22 protein-coding genes are annotated in these 23,039 nt (G+C 66.6%); 13 read left to right on the forward strand and 9 right to left on the reverse strand.

Annotation, left to right across the window (positions count from 1 at the left end):
- Positions 1–222: 222 nt before the first annotated feature.
- Genes QCE69_RS26155 through hutG form a run of 7 tightly spaced genes read left to right on the forward strand, consistent with a single transcriptional unit; the run spans position 223 to position 6,017 of the window.
- On the forward strand, positions 223–978 hold the full coding sequence (locus QCE69_RS26155; RefSeq protein ID WP_309933791.1) for an IclR family transcriptional regulator: 756 nt from the start codon (positions 223–225) through the stop codon (positions 976–978).
- 42 nt (positions 979–1,020) lie between these two features.
- Positions 1,021–1,791, forward strand: coding sequence for a transporter substrate-binding domain-containing protein (locus tag QCE69_RS26160; protein WP_309924496.1), 771 nt, complete (start codon positions 1,021–1,023; stop codon positions 1,789–1,791).
- A 17-nt stretch (positions 1,792–1,808) separates the two neighbouring features.
- Positions 1,809–2,477 (forward strand): amino acid ABC transporter permease, encoded by a 669-nt coding sequence (locus QCE69_RS26165; protein ID WP_309817295.1) that lies wholly within the window; start codon positions 1,809–1,811, stop codon positions 2,475–2,477.
- Positions 2,474–3,238 carry an amino acid ABC transporter ATP-binding protein gene (locus QCE69_RS26170; RefSeq protein WP_309933792.1) on the forward strand — a complete coding sequence of 255 codons (765 nt, stop codon included), beginning with the start codon at positions 2,474–2,476 and terminating at the stop codon, positions 3,236–3,238. The genes QCE69_RS26165 and QCE69_RS26170 overlap by 4 nt, the downstream gene beginning before the upstream one ends.
- Entirely contained in the window at positions 3,235–3,783 is a 549-nt protein-coding gene (locus QCE69_RS26175) for a HutD family protein (RefSeq protein WP_309924500.1), read from the forward strand. The genes QCE69_RS26170 and QCE69_RS26175 overlap by 4 nt, the downstream gene beginning before the upstream one ends.
- Positions 3,780–5,180, forward strand: coding sequence for a formimidoylglutamate deiminase (locus QCE69_RS26180; protein WP_309933794.1), 1,401 nt, complete (start codon positions 3,780–3,782; stop codon positions 5,178–5,180). Before QCE69_RS26175 ends, QCE69_RS26180 begins: the two co-directional genes overlap by 4 nt.
- 27 nt (positions 5,181–5,207) lie before the next feature.
- Entirely contained in the window at positions 5,208–6,017 is an 810-nt protein-coding gene (gene hutG, locus QCE69_RS26185; RefSeq protein ID WP_309924505.1) for an N-formylglutamate deformylase, read from the forward strand.
- Between the two features lie 15 nt (positions 6,018–6,032).
- Here the strand turns inward: hutG and QCE69_RS26190 are convergent, their stop codons facing one another.
- Positions 6,033–6,905, reverse strand: coding sequence for a LysR substrate-binding domain-containing protein (locus QCE69_RS26190; RefSeq protein ID WP_309933795.1), 873 nt, complete (start codon positions 6,903–6,905; stop codon positions 6,033–6,035).
- Positions 6,906–7,002: 97 nt separating this feature from the next.
- On the opposite strand from QCE69_RS26190, the gene QCE69_RS26195 reads away from it, so the two are divergent.
- Positions 7,003–8,199, forward strand: coding sequence for a YbfB/YjiJ family MFS transporter (locus QCE69_RS26195; protein ID WP_409021240.1), 1,197 nt, complete (start codon positions 7,003–7,005; stop codon positions 8,197–8,199).
- Positions 8,200–8,205: 6 nt separating this feature from the next.
- Here the strand turns inward: QCE69_RS26195 and QCE69_RS26200 are convergent, their stop codons facing one another.
- Entirely contained in the window at positions 8,206–9,399 is a 1,194-nt protein-coding gene (locus tag QCE69_RS26200) for a GGDEF domain-containing protein (protein WP_309933799.1), read from the reverse strand.
- A 343-nt stretch (positions 9,400–9,742) separates the two neighbouring features.
- On the opposite strand from QCE69_RS26200, the gene QCE69_RS26205 reads away from it, so the two are divergent.
- Positions 9,743–9,997: a hypothetical protein gene (locus tag QCE69_RS26205; RefSeq protein ID WP_309933800.1), complete on the forward strand. Its 255-nt coding sequence runs from the start codon at positions 9,743–9,745 to the stop codon at positions 9,995–9,997.
- A gap of 60 nt (positions 9,998–10,057) precedes the next feature.
- Here the strand turns inward: QCE69_RS26205 and QCE69_RS26210 are convergent, their stop codons facing one another.
- From QCE69_RS26210 to QCE69_RS26225, 4 genes are all read right to left on the reverse strand, one after another.
- On the reverse strand, positions 10,058–11,047 hold the full coding sequence (locus tag QCE69_RS26210) for a molybdopterin-dependent oxidoreductase (RefSeq protein WP_309933801.1): 990 nt from the start codon (positions 11,045–11,047) through the stop codon (positions 10,058–10,060).
- 275 nt (positions 11,048–11,322) lie between these two features.
- Positions 11,323–12,081 carry an SDR family oxidoreductase gene (locus tag QCE69_RS26215; RefSeq protein ID WP_309933804.1) on the reverse strand — a complete coding sequence of 253 codons (759 nt, stop codon included), beginning with the start codon at positions 12,079–12,081 and terminating at the stop codon, positions 11,323–11,325.
- 117 nt (positions 12,082–12,198) lie between these two features.
- Complete coding sequence (locus QCE69_RS26220; protein WP_309933805.1) at positions 12,199–14,952, reverse strand: ATP-dependent Clp protease ATP-binding subunit; 2,754 nt, start codon at positions 14,950–14,952, stop codon at positions 12,199–12,201.
- A gap of 169 nt (positions 14,953–15,121) precedes the next feature.
- Complete coding sequence (locus tag QCE69_RS26225) at positions 15,122–15,958, reverse strand: helix-turn-helix transcriptional regulator (RefSeq protein ID WP_309933806.1); 837 nt, start codon at positions 15,956–15,958, stop codon at positions 15,122–15,124.
- A 92-nt stretch (positions 15,959–16,050) separates the two neighbouring features.
- Between QCE69_RS26225 and QCE69_RS26230 the strand changes: the two genes are divergently transcribed.
- The 3 genes from QCE69_RS26230 to QCE69_RS26240 all read left to right on the forward strand — a co-directional run bounded on the left by QCE69_RS26230 (position 16,051) and on the right by QCE69_RS26240 (position 18,180).
- Positions 16,051–16,950 carry an SDR family oxidoreductase gene (locus tag QCE69_RS26230; RefSeq protein ID WP_309933807.1) on the forward strand — a complete coding sequence of 300 codons (900 nt, stop codon included), beginning with the start codon at positions 16,051–16,053 and terminating at the stop codon, positions 16,948–16,950.
- Between the two features lie 66 nt (positions 16,951–17,016).
- Entirely contained in the window at positions 17,017–17,715 is a 699-nt protein-coding gene (locus QCE69_RS26235) for an SDR family NAD(P)-dependent oxidoreductase (RefSeq protein WP_309933809.1), read from the forward strand.
- A 207-nt stretch (positions 17,716–17,922) separates the two neighbouring features.
- Complete coding sequence (locus QCE69_RS26240) at positions 17,923–18,180, forward strand: hypothetical protein (RefSeq protein ID WP_309924530.1); 258 nt, start codon at positions 17,923–17,925, stop codon at positions 18,178–18,180.
- A gap of 84 nt (positions 18,181–18,264) precedes the next feature.
- Here the strand turns inward: QCE69_RS26240 and QCE69_RS26245 are convergent, their stop codons facing one another.
- Complete coding sequence (locus QCE69_RS26245) at positions 18,265–19,203, reverse strand: AraC family transcriptional regulator (RefSeq protein WP_309924532.1); 939 nt, start codon at positions 19,201–19,203, stop codon at positions 18,265–18,267.
- Between the two features lie 98 nt (positions 19,204–19,301).
- Between QCE69_RS26245 and QCE69_RS26250 the strand changes: the two genes are divergently transcribed.
- Positions 19,302–20,045 carry an SDR family oxidoreductase gene (locus tag QCE69_RS26250; protein ID WP_309924534.1) on the forward strand — a complete coding sequence of 248 codons (744 nt, stop codon included), beginning with the start codon at positions 19,302–19,304 and terminating at the stop codon, positions 20,043–20,045.
- A gap of 27 nt (positions 20,046–20,072) precedes the next feature.
- Here QCE69_RS26250 and QCE69_RS26255 read toward each other — a convergent pair whose 3' ends face one another.
- Positions 20,073–21,968, reverse strand: coding sequence for a hypothetical protein (locus QCE69_RS26255; protein ID WP_309933810.1), 1,896 nt, complete (start codon positions 21,966–21,968; stop codon positions 20,073–20,075).
- Between the two features lie 98 nt (positions 21,969–22,066).
- Positions 22,067–22,861 (reverse strand): hypothetical protein, encoded by a 795-nt coding sequence (locus QCE69_RS26260; protein WP_309933811.1) that lies wholly within the window; start codon positions 22,859–22,861, stop codon positions 22,067–22,069.
- Positions 22,862–23,039: the final 178 nt, after the last annotated feature.

Below are 23,039 nucleotides of genomic sequence, written 5' to 3' on the forward strand. Positions count from 1 at the left end.
CCGGCGGGGGGGCAAGGCCGGGGGGCCAGCCCCGCCCCCCACCCCGCTGCATGACGTAATGACGGGCGCTCGCCATCGGCGCGCGCCCTTTCTTTTTTGCTGTCCGGATAAGCGTAAACCCTAAATCTAAATTTCCCACCCACCGAGAAACCGATTTTTGTCCAGCGGGAGCCGCATGGCATTCTCTGTCCATCGACATCGCTTCAAGCAACGACCAAAATCGTGAACAAGGAATCCAGCGTCATTGGGGCCGAGCGCCTGCTGCTCGTGCTGAGCGCACTCGCCAGCCACGGCAAAGCCATGTCCGTGAAGGACATGCTCGGCGCCACCGGTCTCGCGCAAAGCACGCTCTACCGGCAAGTCGCGCTGCTCAAGCGCTGGGGCTTCGTCTCCGAAGACGCCGGCTACTACGCGCCCGGCCCCATCAGTCTCCAGCTCGCGCTCGGCTTCGACGTCAACTCGATGCTCGTCGAAGCCAGCCGCGACAGCATGCTGCAACTCTCCCGCGCGACGCAGGAAAGCGTCGGTCTCATCGTCGCCGTGAACGACCAGGTGATCTGCCTCGAAATGATCGAGAGCACGCATTCGCTGCGCTGCTCCTTCGAGAAAGGCCGCGCCGTGCCGCTGCGTGCGGGGGCATCGGCGAAATCGCTGCTCGCCTTCATGGCCGACAAGACCCGCGCCGAAAGCCTCGAACGCCAGTTCGCCGACAACCCCGCCGCGCGCGCCGCCCTCGAAGCCGAACTCGACGCCATCCGGTCCCGCGGCTACGCGGTCAGCGACAGCGAGATCGATATCGGCGTGTGGGGCGTCAGCGCGCCCGTGTTCCGGCGTCCGACGCGCGGCAGCGGCGGCGGCGCGGCCGCGTCGATCACGCTGATGGCGCCCTCCTCGCGCGCCGCCGGCCGCGAACAGCAACTCGCCGACTGGACCGTGCGCACCGCCAACGCCATTTCCACCCAATTGCAGTCCACCTGACCGCTTCAAAACCACGACCGAACCACACCCGGAGCCCACACGATGAAACTCAAGAACCTCTTTACCGCCGCGAGCCTCGGCTTTGCGATCATGGCCGCCGTGCTGCCCGGCAGCGCCGCCGCCGAAGACTCGAAGGTGCTGAACGTCGCCACCGACGCCACCTTCCCGCCGATGGAATTCGTCGACAAGGGCCAGCGCACCGGCTTCGACATCGACATCATGAACGCGCTGGCGAAGGCAATGGGCAAGACGGTCCAGTGGACCGACATCGACTTCAAGGGGCTGATTCCGGGTCTCGTCGCGCGCCGTTTCGATGCCGCCATCTCCGGCATCTACATCACGCCGGAACGCTCGCAGGTCGTCGACTTCACGCAGTCGTACTTCGCGGGCGGCCTCTCGGCGCTGGTGAAGGCCGATTCGCCGATCAAGACCCTCGCCGATCTCAACGGCAAGAAGGTGACGGTTCAGGTGGGCACGAAGTCCGTGAACTTCCTGCGCGACAACTATCCGCAGGTGCAGCGCGTGGAAGTGGAAAAGAACCAGGAAATGTTCGATCTCGTCGGCATCGGCCGCGCGGACGCCGCCGTCACGGGCAAGCCCGCCGCATTCCAGTTCGTGCGCACCCGCCCCGGTTTCCGCGTGCTCGACAAGGAGCTGACCACGGAAGCGTATGGCATCGCCGTGCGCAAGGACGAGCCGCAACTGCGCGACCAGATGAATGCCGCGCTCGCCAAGATCAAGGCCGACGGCACCTACGACGCCATCGTCAAGAAGTGGTTCAGCACCACTGCCACGACCGCCAGCGCCAAGTAAGCCGACGGACCTGACCCATGCAACTCGACTTCACTCCCGCCTTCGCCGGCTGGGCCGACATCGCGCACGGCGCGCTGGTCACGGTGGAAGTGACCGCCGCCGCGCTCGTGCTGTCGTGCCTGCTCGGGCTTCTGATCGGCATCGGCCGGCTGGCGCCGCAGCGCCGGCTGGTCTACGGCTTCTGCACCGGCTATCTGATCTTCTTCCGCGGCACGCCGCTGCTCGTGCAGTTGTTCCTGCTGTTCTTCGGCCTGCCGCAGTTCGATATCCTGCTGCCCGCGTTCGTGTGCGGCATGCTCGGCCTCGGGCTGTATTCGGCGGCGTATGTGTCGGAGATCGTGCGCGGCGCGATTCAGTCGGTGGACCGCGGCCAGACGGAAGCGGCGCGCTCCATCGGCATGTCGTCCGGACAGGCGATGCGCGCGATCATCCTGCCGCAGGCCATCGTGCGCATGATTCCGCCGCTTGGCAACGAGTTCATCGCGCTGATCAAGAACTCGGCGCTGGTGTCGCTGCTGACCATCCACGACCTGATGCACGAAGGACAGAAGATCATCAGCGTCTCTTACCGGTCGCTGGAGGTGTATATCGTGATCGCGCTCGTCTATCTCGTGCTCACCCAGACGACCAACTACATTCTTCATCGCGTCGAGCGTCGGCTGCGCGCAGGAGGCATGGTGCAATGAACAGCGCTCAACCCATCGTCAGCATCCGCGAACTCACCAAGTCCTTCGGCACGCATCGCGTCCTGAACGGCATCGACTTCGATATCCAGCCGAGCCAGGTCGTCGTCGTGATCGGGCCGAGCGGTTCCGGCAAGAGCACCTTCCTGCGCTGCTGCAACGGTCTTGAACAGCCGGAACGCGGCACTATCGACATCTGCGGGCATCGGCTCGTCGATCACGGCACGATGCTCAAGGAGCGCCCGCTCAACACGTTGCGCACCGAAGTCGGCATGGTGTTCCAGTCGTTCAATCTGTTCCCGCATCTTTCGGTGCTGCACAACATCACGGTCGGCCCGCGCATGCTGCGCGGCCTGTCGAAAGCCGATGCCGACACCGCCGCGCTCGCGCTGCTCAAGAAGGTCGGCCTCGAACACAAGGCGCATGCGATGCCCGCAAGTCTCTCGGGCGGACAGAAGCAGCGCGTCGCGATTGCCCGCGCGCTGGCCATGCAGCCGCGCGTCATGCTGTTCGACGAACCCACGTCGGCGCTCGATCCGGAACTCGTCGGCGAAGTGCTGCAAGTGATGAAGCTGCTCGCCGCCGAAGGCATGACGATGCTCGTCGTCACGCACGAAATGGGCTTTGCGAAGGAAGTGGCGGATGTCGTCGTCGTGATGGACGGCGGCGAGATCGTCGAGGCGGGTCCGCCCGCGCAGATCTTCTCGACGCCCACGCAGCCGCGCACGCGTTCGTTCCTGCAAGCCGTGCTGACGCGCGCATGAACCTCGCTCTGATACGCGGCGACGCGCTCGTCGCCTCACCCTGGAAGAACGGCGGCGGCATCACGCGCGAAGTCGCAGCGCAGGCCCAGGCGTGGCGCGCGAGCGTCGCGGATATCGACCGGCCCGGGCCCTTCTCGCGCTTCGACGGCATCGATCGTGTGCTCGTATTGCTCGACGGCGCGGGTCTCGTGCTCGGCGAACAGGTCGTCGGGCAGGCGTTGGAGCTGGCCCGGTTCGCGGGCGAAACGCCCATCGACGCGCAGCTCACCGACGGCCCCGTCCGCGTGTTCAACCTGATGACGCAACGCGATGCCGCGCGCGCATCGGTGGATATCTGGCACGCGCCGGGCACGCGCGTCGTGCGCGGCGACACCGTGCTGCTGCACTGCGCGCGCGGCACGCTCGACGTGCGCGTCGGCGAGACGCATATCAGTCTGACGAAGATGGACACGCTGCGCATCGAAGACGCGCGCGCCATCGAAGTCGGGATGCAGGGCGACGGCGCGTTGCTGTGCGCGTCGCTCGAAACCCAAGTCCGATCATGAACTCATCGAACTCAATGCTTTTTGCGGCGCACGCGCTGCTGCCGGACGGCTGGCGCACCAACGTGCTGCTGGAGTGGAGCGACGCGGGTACGCTCGTCGCCGTGACGCCCGACACGCGCGAGATACCCGCGAACGCGGCGCGCGCGGCAGGACCGGTCGTGCCCGGCATGCCGAACCTGCATTCGCACGCGTTCCAGCGCGCGATGGCGGGTCTCACCGAATATCGCGCGAACCCCGCCGACAGCTTCTGGAGCTGGCGCGACCTGATGTACCGCTTCGCGCTGCGCATCACGCCCGAGACGCTCGGCGCCATTGCGCGCTGGCTCTATGTCGAGATGCTCAAGGCGGGCTACACGTCCGTTTGCGAGTTCCACTACGTGCATCACGCCGAAGACGGCACGCAGTACGCGCAACCGGCGGAACTGGCGCTGCGCGTCGTGGATGCGGCGCGCGAGACCGGCATCGGCATGACGATGCTGCCCGTGCTCTATCAGCAAGGCGGCTTCGATGCGCAGCCGCCGCGCGCCGACCAGCGCCGCTTCATCAATTCCACGGCAGGCTATCTCGACCTGCTGCGCAGCCTGCGCACGGCGCGTCCGGAAGACGGCGCGCTGCGTTACGGCGTCGCGCCGCACTCGTTGCGGGCGGTGTCGGAGGCTTCGTTGCGCGCGTTGCTCGAGGGCCTCGACGCCATGTCGCCCGGCGCGCCCGTGCATATCCATATCGCGGAGCAGACGGCGGAAGTGGACGCATCGCTCGCGGCGCTCGGCGCGCGCCCGGTGCAATGGCTGCTCGATCACTTCGACGTCAACCCACGCTGGTGTCTCGTGCATGCCACTCACGTCGATGCCGGCGAAACGCTCGCGCTCGCCCGCAGCGGCGCGATCACCGGGCTGTGCCTCACGACCGAGGCGAATCTCGGCGACGGCTTCTTCCCCGTCGCGGAATATCTCGACGCACAGGGCGCGTTCGGCGTCGGCTCGGACAGTCATATCGGCGTGGACTGGCGCGCGGAACTGCGTCTGCTCGAATACGGCCAGCGGCTCCAGCGGCGGCAGCGCAACGTGCTCGCGTCGCCGGACACGGCGCAGGTCGCGGACCGGTTGTTCCACGGCGCGCTCGAAGGCGGCGCCCGCGCGACGGGCCGCACCACCGGCAAGCTCGAAGCCGGCGCGCGCGCCGACTGGCTCGTGCTCGACGCCGATCATCCGAATCTCGCGGAACAAACGCCCGCGACGTGGCTCTCTTCCGTGGTCTTCTGCGAACATGGCGAAACGCCGGTGCGCGATGTTTTCGTCGGTGGAGAATGCGTGGTTCGCGAGCGTCGTCATCGGGACGAAGCGCGGCACTACGCGGACTATCGCCGGGCGCTCTCGCAACTGCTTGCCGACGCCTGAACGTCGGCCAACCCAGGACGCAAGCTCATGAACGATCTCTTTTCTCTCGAACGCGGCGATGCGCCGCTGCTCATCTCCATCCCGCACCTCGGCACGCAGATTCCGGACTCACTGCGCAGCCAGTACACCGACGTCGCGCTGACGGTCGCGGATACCGACTGGCATCTCGACCGCCTTTACAGCTTCGCCCGGACGCTCGGCGCGACGATTCTGGGCGCGCGCCTGTCGCGCTATGTGATCGACCTGAACCGGCCGCCGAGCGACGAAAGCCTGTATCCCGGACAGACGACGACTGGCCTGTGCCCCGACCTGACCTTTCGCGGCGAGCCGGTGTATCGCGAAGGCTGCGTGCCCGATGCCGCCGAGAAGCAGCGGCGCGTCGCGGCGTACTGGCAGCCGTATCACGACACCCTGCGCGCCGAATTGAAGCGTCTGCGCGAGCGGCATGCGAACGTGCTGCTGTGGGAAGCGCATTCCATCGCGAGCGTGCTGCCGCGTCTCTTCGACGACAAGCTGCCTGATCTCAACATCGGCACGCAGGACGGACGCACGGCGGCGGCTTCGGTGCAGCAGGAAGTGGAACGCGCGGCTGCGGCGGGTCCGTTCACGTGGATCGCCAACGGCCGCTTCAAGGGCGGCTATATCACGCGGCACTTCGGCGCGCCCCAGGACGGCGTGCACGCGGTCCAGCTGGAGATGTGCCAGTCGACCTACATGAACGAGGCCGCGCCGTTCGAGTATCGGCCCGAGGTGGCGCAACAGGTCGAGCCGGTGGTCGAGAACATGGTGAGCGGCGCGCTGCGGGCGGTGGTCGCGCTGAGCACGGCGGCCGGCTGAAAAAGCGGGCGTGATTCACGCGCCATCGAGGAGCAGGTCGCGGAGCGCGTCGAGCGCCGCTGAGTAATGGCCCTTGCGCCAGACCAGCAGCGTATCCACCTGCCCCAGTTCGCCGAGCGGATGGACATCGACGTCATCGTCGAGACGCGCCAGTTCCAGCACCGAGCGCGGCGCCACCGCGACGCCCGCGCCCGCCGCCACGCACGCGATGATCGCGTGGTACGAGGCCAGTTCCAGCACCCGCGCGGGACGGATGCCCTGCTGCTCGTACCAGCGCATCGCATAGGAGCGATAGGCGCAGCCGCGTTCGAACGCTACCAGCGTGAGGCCGGCCGGCTCCTGCGCCAGGGTTGTCGGATCCTGTCCGCGCGGCGTGACCAGCGTCAGTTCTTCGCGGAACACCGGCACGGTGTCGAACTGCCCGGCGCCGAGCGCGTCCGGTTCGATCGGCCGCGCCATCACCGCCGCATCCACGTCGAAGGTGCGCACGCTTTCGATCAGCGCGCGCGTGACGCCGGTCGCCAGTTCCAGCGTCACCTGCGGCCAGCGCCGGTGGTACGCCGCGAGCACGCGCGGCAGACGGCTCGCCGCCGTGCTTTCCATCGTGCCCAGGCGCAAGCGTCCTTGCGGCCGGTTCTCGCTGATCGCATGACGCGCCTCCTCGGCCAGCGCGAGCAGGCGTTCGGCGTAGGGCAGCAAGGTCTCGCCGGCGGGCGTCAGCACGAGGCGCCGGCCATCGCGGACGAACAACTCCGTGCCGAGCGTTTCCTCCAGCTGGCGAATGCGCGTCGTCACGTTCGATTGCACGCGGTTCAGCTTGAGCGCGGCGCGCGTCACGCCGTTTTCGCGGACGACCGCCCGAAAGATGGTGAGCGCAGCCAGATCCATGATCTTTCCTGAAGATTGATTCCATCTCGATTATTCATTTTTCAAGATGGATAGGTCAAGGTAGGATCAGCGGACCCTCGCTCTGACTTTCATGCTCATGGCATCGCCGCTGCCCGTCTCGTCCGCCTCCGCTCAACCCGCCCGCGATGCCGCGCTTGCCTGCGCCGTGGTGCTGGCCGTTGCGCTGGGCGTCGGGCGCTTCGCGTTCACGCCGTTGCTGCCGCTGATGCTGCACAGCGGCGCGCTCGACATCCGGCACGGCGGCTGGCTCGCGTCGGCCAACTACGCGGGTTATCTGATCGGCGCGCTGTCCTGCGCGGCGATTCGCATCGATCACGCCCGCATGGTGCGGTTCGCGCTCGCCGCGACCATCCTGCTGACCCTCGCGATGGGCGTCGTTCATCTGTTCTGGCTCTGGACGGCGATCCGCTTCGCGGCGGGCGTCGTCAGCGCGTGGGCGTTCGTGTTTGCATCGCAATGGGGCCTGCGGCGGCTCGCGGAACTCGACGCGCACGGCTACGGCGGCGTGATCTATGCCGGGCCGGGTGTCGGGATCGTCGCAACCGGACTGCTCGGTGCAGGTGCCGCTGCGCTCGCCGTGCCCGCGCCGTGGGTGTGGGATGGCTTCGCGGTGTGCTCGGCGCTGGCCGGCCTGGCCGTCTGGAAGACCTTCACGCGGCAGGCATCGGCCGCGCATGGCCACGCGACGCATCACGGCGGCAGCGAGACCGGCGTAGCGCGCGCCGATTCGATCGGATTGATCGGCCTTTATGGACTCGCCGGGTTCGGCTACATCATCTCGGCGACCTTCCTGCCCGTCATCGCCCGGCAAGCCTTGCCCGGTTCAGCGTGGCCCGACTTGTTCTGGCCAGCCTTCGGACTCGCGCTGATCGCCGGCGCGCTGCTCGCCGCGCGCCTGCCGCTGTCTTGGGACAACCGCCTGCTGTCGGCCGGGTTGTATCTGATTCAGGCGCTGGGCATCGCGTCGGGGATCGTCTTCCCTACCGCGCTCGGATTCGGCATCGGCAGTCTGCTGCTGGGGTTTCCGTTTACCGCGATCACTTTGTTCGCGATGCGCGAGGCGCGCCGCCTGCGCGGCGATGCGGCCGCCGGATTGATGGGCTATGCCACTGCTTCGTATGGATTGGGGCAGATCGTCGGGCCGCTGGTCGCGGCGCCTATCGCCGAGCACACGGGTTCGTTCTCGGCCGCGCTGTGGATCGCGGCGGCGGCGCTGGCGGCAGGGGCTATCGGATTGGTCTGGCTGGGGACGCGTGCTTCGGCCCGGCGCTAGAAGAGATCAGCAGGCCACGCTGTCGCGCGGCGCTTGAGAACGCGCCGCGGGTTGCGCGAGTTCCACCCGGTTGCCGCCGAGCGACTTCGCCCGGTACAACGCGCGGTCGGCGATGGTCAGCAGATCAGTCAATGCAGCGCCGGCCGTGCCGCATTGCGCCAGACCGATGCTCACGGTCGCACGGATCTCCACCCCCGCCGCGCCGGGCGTGCCCGCTTGCGCGAAACGCCGGACCACGGCTTCCGCCGTCGCGCGGGCGCGATTGCAGTCGCGTCCCGGCAGCAGCGCGGCAAATTCCTCGCCGCCGATGCGCGCAAAAATCGCCTCGGGCCCCAGCGCGTCCTGTGCGATCGACGCGAAGGTCTTGAGCACGGCGTCGCCCGTTTCATGACCGTGGCGGTCGTTGATGGCCTTGAAGTTATCGAGATCGAGCGCGATCAGGCAGACCGGCTGCCGTGCATCCGCGCGCCGGATGATGCGCATGCCTTCCTCGAAGAACCAGCGGCGGTTGCCGAGCCCCGTCAGGTAATCCGTCCGCGATTCCTTCAGCAATTCACCATGCGCCTCGTCGCGCACGAAGCGCAGCAGGGTCATCGGCAGAATGACGGAATAGAGCACGCCTTCGTACATCGTCGCCTTGGCGATCGCCGACAGCATGCCCGGCCCGAGCGACGCTGCCAGCCACGGCAGGATCAGCGCGCGCGCGGCATAGAAGAGCCCGTGAAAGCCCGCGACGAACGCCGCGATATCGCGCGACTGCAGGCGCCGGGCGCGATCGCCACGCAGCAGTTCGCGGGCCGTCATGCCGCTGGCGAAAGCGATCGGGATGGCGCTGACGTAGTTCCACATCGGCACTTCCCAGCGCACGCCGGCGATGACCCACGCGAGCGCCACGCCGGCCAGCACGCCAATGGACAACGCCCCATGACGCCGGTCGTTCATGATGGCGACGCCGCGCAGCAGCAGCAGATAGCCCGAGACCATGATGAGGTTGCTCAGCGCCGATCCGATGGCGCCGGGCAGCGCGTGGCGCACGGCGACGGCCGCGCAGCCGGCGGCGAGCGTCGCGTAGCCGGCGGCCAGCGTGGCCAGCTCCTGCCTGCGTCCGGCATGACCGCGGCGTTCCCACAGCGTCATCCCGCAACTGGCGAGGAGCGTGCCGATGGCAAGCAGATAGATGGTAATGAGATCGACATGCATGCTGTCGCGTGCCTGATGTGCCCGAAAGACTTTTCCGTGCGACTGTTAACGGCAGGCAAACGTCAAACTTGAAGTGAATCGCTGATCCGTTCTTCACGCGGCCCGTGGGCTCGCACTGTTGGATCGGCGGCAACGCGCCACGCGCGCCCGTTCTGTCGCCGCCAACACCTCGCCACATGACGAGACTCGTGGCAGGTACCGCCGAGTACCGCCTTTCCCTTTCTCATCAACGGCTTGCACGATCTTCACGCCCGCGAAACGTCTCCTGGCACGGCTCTCGCAATGAATGTCGCGAGCGCAACGATACGCGCTCCCCACCCAACCGGAACCCAGGAGATTCACCATGAAGATCGACAACCTCGCTGTCAGCAAAGACCTCGCCCGTGAAGAGATGGAAGCCATCGTCGGCGGCAGCGTTTTCCAGAACAACGGCGTCAACGCCAACCTCGAGGCCGGCGGCGTCTCCTTCGCGAGCCCGCAGACCAACGTCGCGCCCGTGACGCAAGTGGATGCCTCGACGCACACGGACGTCGACCTGAAGAACGTCACGAAGTCGGTCTCTTCGGTGGGCAGCCTGATTCAAGGCATGAAGATCTGAAGTTCGCAATCCGGCGAGCGAAGGATTCGGGGATCCTTCCCTCGCCGGACGCGGCGTCGCTCAGCGCGGCGCCGATACCACTTCCAGCGCGAGCAGATTCGATACGTAGCGGCCCGCCTTGCCATCGCCGGGAATGACGAGCCGCGCGAAACCGGTCGTCGTCAGGGGCGCACCGTTCATCTCATACGCGACGATGTCCGGCTGATTGCCGAAATCGGGCGACAGCTCGGCCAGCGACAGGATCACGCGATAACCATCGCTGCCCGTCGCGATCAGGTAGAAACCCAGCAGATCGTTCTTGACCGTCGAACTGGTCTGGATGCCCGCCGCATTCAGCAGATTCCACAGGCTCACGCCCGTGTAGGTCGTCGTGCCGACCGTGCGCGTCACCGCGGGAAGCGCCTGAAGCGCGGCGAGATCGAAGCTTGCCGGCGTCGCCACCGCGCCGGACAACTGGAACTGCGTCGTGGTCCCGCCGCCCGCGACGTGAACCGCCGACACCGCCGTGCCTACCTTGAGCGTCACGAGGTTCGACACGTAGCGGCCGCCCTTCACGTCGCCCGGCGCGGTGACGCGCAGCGGGCCGTCGGTCGAGGACAACGCGGCGCTCGTGCCGTTGATCGTCTCCGCATACACCACCTGATTGCCGCGATTGCCGAAGTCCGGGCTCAGCTCGCCCATCGCGAACAGCGCGCGGTAGTTGTCGCTGCCGGTCGCGATCACGTACTTCGCGAGCACATCGTTCTTGACCGCCGCGTTCGTCGTGATGCCGATCTGGTTCAGCATGCTCCAGAGGCTCGCTCCGGTGTACACATGCGTCTGCTGACCCGTGCCGCTGCCGAAGGACACGGTTTGAGTCGTCGCGGGCTGAGCCTGGATCTGCGCCAGTGTGAACTGGGTCTGCGTCGTGACGTCGCCGGAAACCGACAGTACGGTCTTCGGCGGCGGCGTATCGTCGTCACCGCCGCCGCAGGAAGCGGCTGCGAACGGAAGCAGGCTGAGCAGGATGAGCGGCGATGCCAGCCGCTTCAGAACAGGGGAAAGCGTCATTGTCGGTACTCCCTCCGGTCAGCGGATCGACGCCCGTCGTGCAGCGCAGTGCGCGCGATATCCCGCTCGTTATGTTTATGCGGATACAGCGGCGATCACATTCGCAGAATCGCGTGCAAAAGGCAAGACGGGGTCGTGCGATGAACGGCGCGTCGCGCGGCCTTCATGTCTGGCGAATGGACGGAAGACTTCAAGCGCCCGGTGGAAGAAGGCGCGCGGGAGATCGCGAAGGTGGCGACTGTCCTTACCGACGGCGGACAGCCGCAGCCATGACGTCAGATCGCCATGCCGCCCGACACCTCGATGCGCTGCGCATTGATCCAGCGATTGTCCTCCGACAGCAGCGACGCGATCATCGGTCCGATGTCGTCGGGCAGGCCCGGGCGGCCGAGCGCCGTCATCTCGGTGACGCGCCGGTTGACCTCGGGGTTGTCGCGCACGATGCCGCCGCTGAAGTCGGTCTGGATCGCGCCCGGCGCCACCACGTTGACCGCGATGCGGCGTGGCGCCAGTTCCTTCGCCATGTACTTGGTCAGCACTTCCACCGCGCCTTTCAGCGAGCCATAGGCCGCGCTCTCCGGAATGATGATGCGCGTGAGGCCCGACGAAATATTGACGATCCGGCCGCCGTCGTTGATGAGCGGAAGCAGCTTCTGCGTGAGAAAGAACACGCCCTTGAAGTGGACGTCATAGAGCGCGTCGAGTTCGGCTTCCGTCGTCTTCCCGATGCTGTTGTGATGCGACGTGCCCGCATTGTTGACGAGATAGTCGAAGCGTTCGGCCTGCCATCCGGCGAGCGTGCGGCGCACATCATTCGTGAAGGCGTCGAACGCCGCGACCTTGCCGGTATCGAGTTGCAGCGCGGCCGCCTTGCTGCCCGTCTCGGCGACGAGCGCCAGCACCTTGTCCGCTTCCGCGCGATTGCTGTGATAGGTAAAGATGCAATCGACGCCGCGTCGCGCGAGATTGAGCACCGTGTTCCGACCGAGCCCGCGGCTTGCGCCGGTCACGATCGCGATCTTGCTGGCAGACATGGATGACCTCTCTGTGAAGTGAATCCACAGGATAGCCATTCGAGTGCGTTCGAATAATCCATGCAACGTTGCACGGGCTGTGCTGGCATGCGAACAATGACGCATGCCAGCATGAGATCAAGGCGTAGGCGGCGTGCCTTCGCCCGGCTGGTTGGCGAGACCGGCGCGCGTCACGTCGAACGCCAGCTTCTTCCTGCTCTCGTCATAGCGGCAGCGCACCTTCGCGCCTTCGCCGACCTCGCCGCCAAGCATTTCCCTCGCGAGCTGGTTCTCGATCGACTGACGAATCTGCCTGCGCAACTCACGCGCGCCGAACTCGGGCCGATAACCGACATCCGCGAGATGATCGACGACGGATTCGTCGAACTCGAGCGCGATGTCCTGGCTATGCGCGAGACGTTGCACCTGATCGAGCATCAAGCGCACGATCTGCCGCACTTCGTCGCGGCCAAGGGACTTGAACAGGATGATGTCATCGATCCGGTTCAGGAACTCCGGCCTGAAGTGCTGTTGCAACACCTTCATCACGCCGCTTTGCAATGAAGCATCCGCATCCGAAGCCGTGCTCGTGAAGCCCAGCACGCCGCGCTTCTGACCGGCGATCACATCGGAACCGAGATTGCTCGTCGCGATGATCAGCGTGTTGCTGAAGTCGACGACGCGGCCCTTGCCGTCGGTGAGGCGTCCGTCGTCGAACACTTGCAGCAGCACGTTGTAGACATCCGGATGCGCCTTCTCGATCTCGTCGAGCAGGATCACGCTGTAAGGCCGGCGCCGCACGCGCTCGGTCAGCTGGCCGCCTTCGTCATAGCCCACATAGCCCGGCGGCGAGCCGATCAGCCGCGACACCGCATGGCGCTCCATGTACTCGCTCATGTCGACGCGCAGCATCGCGTCTTCGTCGCCGAACACGACTTCCGCGAGCGCCTTCGCCAGCTCGGTCTTGCCGACGCCCGTCGGCCCGAGGAACAGGAACACGGCGATCGGCCGATTACGCCCTTGCAGCCCGGTACGCGCGCGGCGCACGGCGTCGGACACGGCCTCGACCGCTTCGTCCTGGCCGATCACGCGCTTGTGTAGACGCTCTTCCATCTGCAACAGGCGCGCGCGCTCTTCCTCGGTCAGTTGCGCGACCGGAATGCCCGTGAGCGTCGCGACGATCTCCGCGATCTGCGCGACCGTCACCGTCGACGTATTCGTGCCGACACGCTTCTTCCACGTGTCGGTGGCTTCGTCGAGTTCCTTTTGCTTCTGTTCGAGTTCGCTGTCGAGCGCATGCGCGCGGTCGAACTGCTTGCGCGATGCCGCGTAGTCCTGCTCGCGCCGCAACTGCGCGTGCTCCGCTTCCAGTTCGAGGATTTCGGCAGGACGTGAAGTGGCCGAGAGATTGACGCGCGCGGCGGCCTGATCGACGAGATCGATCGCCTTGTCGGGCAGGAAGCGTCCGGTGATGTAACGGTCCGACAACTCCGCCGCACCGACGATCGCATCGTCCTGGATGGTCACCTTGTGATGCGCTTCGAGACGGTCGCGCAGGCCGCGCAGGATGTTGATGGTCTGCGCGACGGTCGGCTCCGCCACCAGCACCGGCTGGAAGCGCCGTTCGAGCGCCGCGTCCTTCTCGATGTGCTTCTGGTACTCGGCGAGCGTGGTTGCGCCGATCAGGTTCAGCTCGCCGCGCGCCATGGCCGGCTTGAAGACATTGGCGATGTCGAGCCCGCCTTCGCCGCCGCCCTGCCCCGCGCCGACGATCGTGTGCACCTCGTCGACGAACAGCAGCAGCGTGTCGCGATTCGCGCCGATTTCATCGACGACCTGCTTCACGCGCTCCTCGAACTCGCCGCGAAACTTCGCACCCGCGACCATCGAATTCACGTTCAGTTCGACGAGCCGTTTCTCGCGCAGCGACTCGGGCACGTCGCCGTTCACCATGCGCTGCGCCAGCCCCTCGACCACCGCCGTCTTGCCGACGCCCGGTTCGCCGATCAGCACCGGATTGTTCTTGCGGCGGCGCGCGAGCACTTCGACCATCGTCTCGATCTCGCGTGCGCGCCCGATCACCGGATCCAGATGTCCTTCGCGCGCGAGTGCGGTGAGGTCGCGGCTGAACTTGTCGAGATTCGGCGTACGCGAAGGCGGCGTATCGCCGCCGCGCGGCGGTGCGCCCGCGCCGACCGTCTGCGCGGTCTGCTGCCTGAGCGCCTGCGGATCGACGCCGAGCTTGCCGAGCAGTTGCCCGGCGAAGCTGTCGGGCACGTCGGCGAGACCAATCAGCAAATGCTCCGGCGCGACATAGCTGTGCCGCAGTTGCCGCGACGCGAGCAACGCGCGGTCGAGCGCGCTCTTCAGACGCGGCGACACGCCGATCATGCCGTCCGCCGGCGGCGGCGACGTGCCGTAGCAGCCTGGCGCGTTGGCATCGATATAGGCGCGGATCTGCGCGGGATCGAGCCCGAGGCTCTTCATCAGCGACTCGATCACCGCATTGTTCGCGAGTTCGTAGAGCAGGTGTTCCGTATCGACCTGTGAACATCCGGATTGCACGGCGCGCTCGGCCGCGCGCATCAGCATCTCTTTCGCGCCGTCGCTGAAATAGCGGTCGATGTTCGCGCCTTCGGCTTCGTTGCGCCGGGCGCTGGGGGTTGGCGCTGCATCGGCGGACGGGGGCGGCATGGCTGCGCCGGATGGATCAGGCTGCTCCGGCGCGCCACCGAGAAACAGCGATTCCAACGGCGAGAGCGCACGCTGATGCCGTGTCAACTGGGCATAGTGAAAGTCGCATACGTCGATGACATGCCGCTGCCCGTTGCGCAAGACGGCCAGCCGCACCGTGGCGGGACGCGCGGCGCAAACGTCGCACAGATGAGCCATGTTCGGTTTCCTTACATGAGGGCATGCGCCCGGCCAGGCATCGATGCAACCGCTATTCCTGATCCCTGGCCTTGCAAGTGCCGTGAACAAGATCGGGCAGTCATGGTACTGCGCAAGCCGCCCTGCATGCGGGAACGATGTTTGCAGTAGGCCGTGCCGATTGCGCGATCTACGCGGACCTTGCTTGCTCGCCCGCCGCCAGCGTCTTGATACGCCCGGCCACTTCGGCATCGAGCGGCGTATAGACGATCATGCCGAGGTCAGGCCGGCCATCGACCGCGAAGGCCGAATACTCGAGTTCGACGGGACCGAGCAGCGGATGCTGCAGGCGCTTGATGGCATGCACGTCCGAATGACCGAGCACATCGTTGTCGCGCCACAGGGCTTCGAACTCGGGACTGGCGCCGCACAGTTCATCGACGAGATCAGCGGCTTCCGACACGATCCCCGCGCGCGCCACGTCCGCCCGAAACGCCCCGACGACAAAGCGCGCGACGTTCTCCCAGTCGTGCTGCTTCGCGCGCACGGCGGGATGGCGGAACAGGAACTTCAGGATATTGCGCTGGCCCGGCGGCAATGCGCCGTAGTCGGTCAGCACAACGGCCGCCGCGCGGTTCCACGCCACCACATCCCACGTGGCTGTCTTGATGAGCGCCGGACTGGCTTCGAGCGAGTCGAGCAGGCGCTGCAAGCGCGGATTCACGCCGTCCACGCTTTGATAGCGAACTTCCGGCGGCCTGCCGAGGCCGAGCATGAACAGGTGCTCGCGTTCGGTATCGGTCAGCAACAACGCGCCGGCGATACGTTCCAGCACGTCCGGCGAAGGCGCGCCGCCGCGTCCCTGTTCGAGCCACGTGTACCAGGTGGGGCTGATGTTGGCACGCTGCGCCACCTCTTCGCGGCGCAGTCCGGGCGTACGGCGGCGGCCCGTGAAGCCGAAGCTGGCCGGATCGAGACGCGTGCGCCGGCTTCGCAGGAAATCGCCGAGTGAGCGCGGTGTGTTCAAGGTGTTAGTCGGTTTACCATGATGTCGTCACTACTTTAACGGGATAAGAAAACGCAGGATAGTGCATGGGTTCGATCAAGGAGAACCACACCATGCGAATCTTTCTGACCGGCGCGACCGGTTTCATCGGCTCGGCGCTCGTTCCCGAACTCATCGCGGCGGGTCATCGAGTCATCGGCATGACGCGTTCCGATGCCGGCGCGCAAGCCCTCAAGGATGCCGGCGCCGATGTGCATCACGGCACGCTCGAAGACCCGTCGAGCTTGCGCGACGGCGCAGCCGACGCCGACGCCGTCATCCACACCGCCTTCGACCACGACTTCTCGCGCTTTGTCGAGAACTGCGAGAAGGACAAGCGCGCGATCGCCGCGCTCGGCGAAGCGCTCGCGGGCTCGGACCGGCCGCTCGTCATCACGTCGGGCACGGGGATCGGCATCGGCGAACAGGGTGGACTGGCAAGCGAGGACATCGTCAACCTGAAGCACCCGAATCCGCGCATCGCGTCGGAGATCGCGGGGCAGGCGTTGCTCGATCAGGGCATCAACGTGTCGGTTGTACGGCTGCCGCAGGTCCACGATCCATTCCGCCAAGGGCTCATCACGCCGCTCATCGGCATCGCGCGCGAGAAAGGCGTATGCGCGTATGTGGGCGATGGCGCCAATCGCTGGCCGGCGGGGCATCGTTCGGATGTCGCGCGCTTGTACCGGCTCGCCATCGAGAAGGCCGAACGCGGCGCGCGTTATCACGCGGTCGGCGAGGAAGGCGTCAGCGCGCGCGACATCATGGAGTCGCTCGGGCGCGGCATGCAGCTGCCGGTCGTATCGATCACGCCCGCCGAAGCACAGGATCACTTCGGCTGGATGGCGATGTTCATGGCCCTCGACATGCCCGCCTCCAGCGCGCAGACACAAGCTCGACTCGGCTGGCAACCCACAGGGCCGACGCTGCTGTCCGATCTCGATCAGGCGCGTTACCTGGAACAGTCTGCCTGAGCGTCGGGCGAGGAAAGTGGCTTGCGTTTATGATCGATCGGCGCCCACCCTTTCGAGCAAACATCCATGAGCGGCTTTCCTTATCGCAGTGCGCTGATCGTCGGCGCCGGAGCGGGCATCAGTGCTTCGCTCACGCGGCGCCTGCGCGCCGAGAACATTCCTGTCGTGATCGCGGCGCGCAACGTCGACAAGCTGGCCTCGCTGGTGGATGAAACCGGCGCCGTCGCCCTGCCCGCCGATGCCGCCGATGCCAGCCAGATCGACGCGCTCTTCAGCGAGACTGAAGCGCGCATCGGTGCCCCGGAGATCGTCGTGTACAACGCCAGCGGCCGCGTGCGCGGGCCGCTGGCCGAACTGGATGCGGCGGCGGTGGAACGGGCCGTCGCGGTCTCCGCGCTGGGCGCCTTCCATGTCGTGCAGCAGGCGGCGCGGCGCATGATGCCGGCCGGTCACGGCGCGATCCTGCTGACCGGCGCGACCGCCGGCGTGAAGGGCTTCGCACTGTCCGCGCCGTTCGCGATGGGCAAGTTCGCGCTACGGGGTCTTGCGCAAAGCGCCGCACGCGAACTGATGCCGAAGGGCATTCACGTCGCGCACTTCGTCATCGACGGCGGCGTGCGCGGCGCGCATCCCGAAGCCGCCGACGCGCCCGACAGCATGCTCGATCCCGATGCGATCGCACAGTCCTATATCGATGTGCTGCGTCAGCATCGCAGCGCGTGGACGTGGGAGATGGAACTGCGGCCATGGGTGGAAAAGTTCTGAGTCGGCGCTGCACCGACAGGTTTCTCTGCTTCGTCGGGCGCACGCCGACATATCCGCCGCGCCCGCAAGCTCGCCAAAACCGCGCTTTCCTTTGCTGACAAGGACTTCAACGTTCTCCACACATCGCTGGCACAGCTCTCGCACAGGTAGCTGCGAGCGCAACGAATGATGCTCAACCAACCCAACCAGCCATTCAGGAGAACCATCATGTTGAAGATCGACAACCTCGCCGTCAGCAAAGAACTCGACCGTGCCGAAATGGGCGCCATCGTCGGCGGCAGCGTGTTCCAGAACAACGCCATCAACGCCAACGGCCAGCTCGGCGGCGTGTCGTTCGCCAGCCCGCAAACCAATGTCGCGCCCGTCACGCAAGTGGATGCCTCCACGCATACGGACGTCGACCTGACCAACGTGACGAAGTCGCTCACCGCCGTCGGCAGCCTGGTTCAGGGCATGAAGCTCTGAGCATCGCTGCAACAAGAGCACGGGCACGAGATGGGACGGACTGCTCCGTCTCCTCTCCCGGAACCTTGGCCCGCCTCGCCTCGATCACGCCGAGGTTCCCGGAGAGGACTGCTGGCTTGCCGGCGGCCTCTCGTGCTGCTGTGCGTAGTGCGTCGGCGGCACGCCGACATGACGCGTGAACGCGACGCTGAACGCACTCGCCGATCCATACCCCACGCGCTCCGCCACCTTCGCGACACTGCCTTCCTTCTGGCGCAGCAGCTTCCTCGCCAGCGCCATGCGCCACGACAGCAAATATTCCATCGGCGCCACACCCACCGCACGGCTGAAGCGTTCGAAAAACGCCGAGCGCGACAGCGCCGCCGCCCGCGCCAGCTCCACGACAGTCCAGGCACGCTCGGGACGTTCGTGCATCTGCCGGATGGCCTGCGCCAGACGGGCATCGGCGAGACCGCGCACCAGCCCCGGCGATGCCGCCGTGCCCGTGGAGCGCAAGGCCTCGATCAACAGCACTTCCAGCAGGCGCGCGAGCACCATGTCGCGCGCGGGCCGCTGCGCGCGCGATTCTTCCCGGACGAGCTTGACGAGCGTAGCCAGCCGGCGCTCGCCGCGCACATGCACGAGTTCCGGCAGCAAGGAAACCAGCAGCTCCGCATCCGGCGAACCGAACACGCAATGACCCACGAGAATCTGGATATCGCGCGGAGCGGTTTCCGCGCCGATCCGGAAGCCGCCGTCGGCCAGCGCGACCGGAACGGCATCGGCTTCGTCGGCTTCGGGCGGTTCGAGACTCGACATCGTGAATTCGTCCAGTTCCGGGACCAGCACGAAGTCGTCGGTCTGCAGGGTGACGGGCTCGCGGCCGTTGGCCACGAGACGGCACGCGCCTTCGAGCACCACGCAGTAGAACGGCAAGTGCGCGTCCGAGCGCCGCACGCGCCACCGGCCACTGCCGCTCACTACCTTCGAGAACGCCGCGACCGGCTGCAACAAGGTGACGACGTCCGCGAACGGATCGATCATGGCCGGACTTCCTCGAATGAAAACTGGACGTTCGATTGTAGCAAGTCCGGCCTGGTCGACTTATCGTGAGAACTCATTCACTCACCTGCGGATTTGCCATGCCCACCGTATTGATCACCGGATGCTCATCCGGTTTCGGCCTCGAAATCGCCCGTTATTTCCTGGAGCAGGACTGGAACGTTATCGCGACGATGCGCACGCCGCGCGAAGACATCCTGCCGAAGTCCGACCGCCTGCGCGTCATCGCCCTCGACGTGACGGATCCGCACAGCATCAGCCAGGCCATCGCGAGCGCGGGGCCGATCGACGTGCTCGTCAACAACGCGGGCATCGGCTTTCTCAATGCGGTCGAAGCCACGCCAATGGCCACGGCGCGCGAGATCTTCGAGACCAACACGCTCGGCACCATCGCGATGACGCAAGCCGTGCTGCCACAGTTTCGCGAGCGCCGCTCAGGCGTGATCGTCAATGTGACCTCCACCGTGACGCTGCGGCCGCTGCATCTGCTGTCCGTCTATACGGCCAGCAAGGCGGCGGTCAACGCGTTCTCGGAATCGCTCGCGCTGGAGCTGGAACCGTTCGGCGTGCGCGTGCGGATCGTGCTGCCCGGACGGTCGCCTGAAACGAAGTTCGGCGACAACGCCCGGACGCGCATGCAAAGCGGCTTCCCCGAGCCTTACGCGAAGCTCGCGCAAACGGTGTTCGAGCGCTTCGAGAACGACCCGACCGTCACCTATTCGCGCGATGTCGCCGAGGGCGTGTGGCGCGCGGCCACGGACCCGTCGAGCCCGATGCGCATTCCCGCCGGCGCGGATGCCGTCGAATGGGCGAAGGCGGGTTGAGGCAGGCGACGTCTTGGCACGCCGCCTTTATTGGCCTGCGCCCGTGCGCCGCATGTGCATCAGCAACTCGTCGGTCGATAGGGTCGGCGGCAAATGCTCGCGGCGCTCATAGTCTGAAATGGCGGCGCTCGTGCGCGGACCGGGCCGGCCATCCGCATCGCCGCGCAGGATCTTCCTGCTGATCAGGATGCGCTGCACTTCCTGCAGGGTCTCGCGATGCGTCAGCGGCACCGGGGCGGGCGCATCCGCGCGGGGCGCCGCGAGACGGATCAGATAGCGGTTCGCCATCGAGCCCGGCTCGGTGTGGCCGACGACGAAGCCGGTCGCAGCCTGCGCGGCCTGTGGCACGGTCGGCAGCCAGCCCAGCGCGCCGCCGAGGCCCACCATCACGCCGGTCAGCGACATCGCCATCGTGAAGCCGCAGGCCCGCTTCAACGGCGCCCAGTTGCGCACACGCTGGCGATACTCCCGGGGTACCCGCAGCCGCCATGCGTAGCTCACCAGGCTGCTGAGCAGCCAGCCTGCCGGCGAGACGATCAGCATGGCGCACAGCGCGCCAATGAGCGTCACGAAGAACGGAAGCACCGCCGACCACGGCGCATGCAGCGAGAAATGATTGAACAGGCGGGCCGCATAAAGGAACGACGCGCCCGCCGGAACCAGCGCGACGAGACTCCACGCGAGGTGCGAATGCGTGGGCGAGACCTTGTCGAGCACATTGCAGGCTGCGCGGCCGAAGGCCTCGGCGGCCGTCGGCGAGATGAACCCTTCGGCGACTCCAACGATGGCGGACGCGGGTTCCACCGGCCCTTTCCGGTCGAGCTTCGCGACCGCGCGCAGACCGGCGTCCAGCACCGGAACCGCCCGAAACGCGGCGAACAGCGCTTTGGCCTGCCGTTGCACCTGCGCTTGCCCGCGCTTGCCGGTGGCGACCGCCGCAAGCCGCGCCATTTCCGCCGACAGCAATTGATCGAACACGGGCGGCGTGACGATCGGAACGGGCACCGCGCCCGCCGCCGCCACGCGATACCGCTGCTTCAGCACGGTCAGTTCGAGCGCCACCACTTCGGCCGTGCCGTCGTACTGCACGACCCAGTTGTCGCGCTCGTCGTAGCCGGTCCGGCATAAATCGAGCGCGACGAGTGCCGGCGCGCCGGCGGACCCTCGGGCACGCAGCGACGCGGCGAGCGCATCGCCCGCCAGGCCCGTCGCGGCCGGAACGCTCCACACCGGACGGGCGACGGCCTGGACCCGCGAGACATCGGTGAAGAAGCCGTGGCCGGCGCATGAACCGCATTGCCGATGCCCCGATCCGCCACATCCGGTACAGACCACGCGTCCGCCGCCCAGGCATCGGACGCATCGCTCCCTGATGTGCTGCGAACAGGTTTCGTTGTTTCGTCCGTTCCAGCGCGTATGCGTGACGGTGCGGTTATGGCCGCCCGCGCCTCCGCATCCGCCGCAGGTGCTCTTGCCCGCGCCGCCGCAGCCGCCGCAACGAACCTGCCCGCGTCCGGCACAGGTGCCGCACTGGCGGAACACGGACCAGGCGCCGAAGTCGTGGACAGGTTGGGCCGCGTTCGACCATGCCAGCGCCTCCTTCCTCGCGGCGTCCACACGCTGCATGAACGGACCGCGAATGGCGCGGTCCCGCTGGGCTTGCTGGAAAAGCCGCTGCAAGTGAGCCTGGAAGTCACCGGTCCGGTAATCGAAATGGCCGCCCTTCACGGCGGCATTGCCCGCGCAGGACTGCGTCGTCACGCTGTGATGGAACTGCCAGGATACGAACGCCGATACTCGGTAGACATCGTTTTCTTCCGCGACGGACTGGATATCCGCCGGGTTGCAATGATTGCCGCCGAAGAGTCGCCGCAGATTGCCAAGCAGCCGCTGGCCTCGATTTCCAGATGGTTGGTCGTGCATGGTCCGATGCCGTGAAGATTGTCCGCTCCGTAGAGCGCTCCACGCATATCGGCAATTGTAAGAACCTCTTTAATTCGCGTCGGCTGCGTCGGACGGCCTCACTCGGCGGCCGCGACCGCCGTTTCAACGCCCTTCGGCCGGCGCATCACGGCAAGCCGCTTCGTGCAGGCCTGAACAAGCATCGCCAGCGCCGCCGACTCCGCGAAAGCGAGCGCCGTCGGCTGGCGCGTCAGCGAGAACGACAGCAGCAGGCAGAACGCGGCGAACGAGAAGCGGCCGAGCACCATCCCGCGCAGCAGCGAGATAACGAAGTCCGGTCCATGCGCGCGATGCGACGACACCGACAACACGATCCCCAGCAACGGAAACACCGCGAGCAGCCCGCTCCACGAGGCGCCGGCCCAGCCGGACAAGGCGGTCACCGCCAGCGTCAGCAAGGCGCCGGCGGCCATCCGTCCGATCAGGTCGCCCCGTCCGAGCGGGACGCCCGCCGCAACCGCCGCACTGTGCGGCAGGAACGACTGCCCGAAGCAGACCGCGCCCAGCGCCACCGCCGCAGCCCATACCGGCGACGCGGGCAGCATCGACAAGCCCCACGCCGAGACGAACCACGCACCCAGCCCGGCGCTCAACGCGACCGGCCAGGCGCGCGAACGGCAGGTCCACGCATAAGCGAAGTTGAAGGCTTCCGACGCGAAGATCGCGGAAAGAGAAAGGATCGCGGCGTGCGCGCCGAACGCGGGTCCATGCGCGAGCACGAGCAGCCAGAGAATGGGGCCGGCCACCACCGGCAAGCCGGCGAGCCATCCCGCAACGGACGGGCCCCACCATCTTCCCGACATCGACACGATCAACAGGAACAGCGGAACCAGCGTGAGCTTGAGCGCGAGCATCGCAAGGCCGTGCGAAGGTAAAGCCGGATCATACCTTTGCGCCTGAGCCGTGCGTGGCGCTTATCGCGGCATCGCCTGGTCGAGCACCGACGCCAGGATCATCGCGCCCGCATTGGACGGCACCGGCCGCGAGTTCGGCGCATAGACCGGATCGCCGTAGCTGCCACGCGTGACGTCG

Source organism: Caballeronia sp. LZ032, assembly GCF_031451315.1.
GTDB lineage: Bacteria > Pseudomonadota > Gammaproteobacteria > Burkholderiales > Burkholderiaceae > Caballeronia.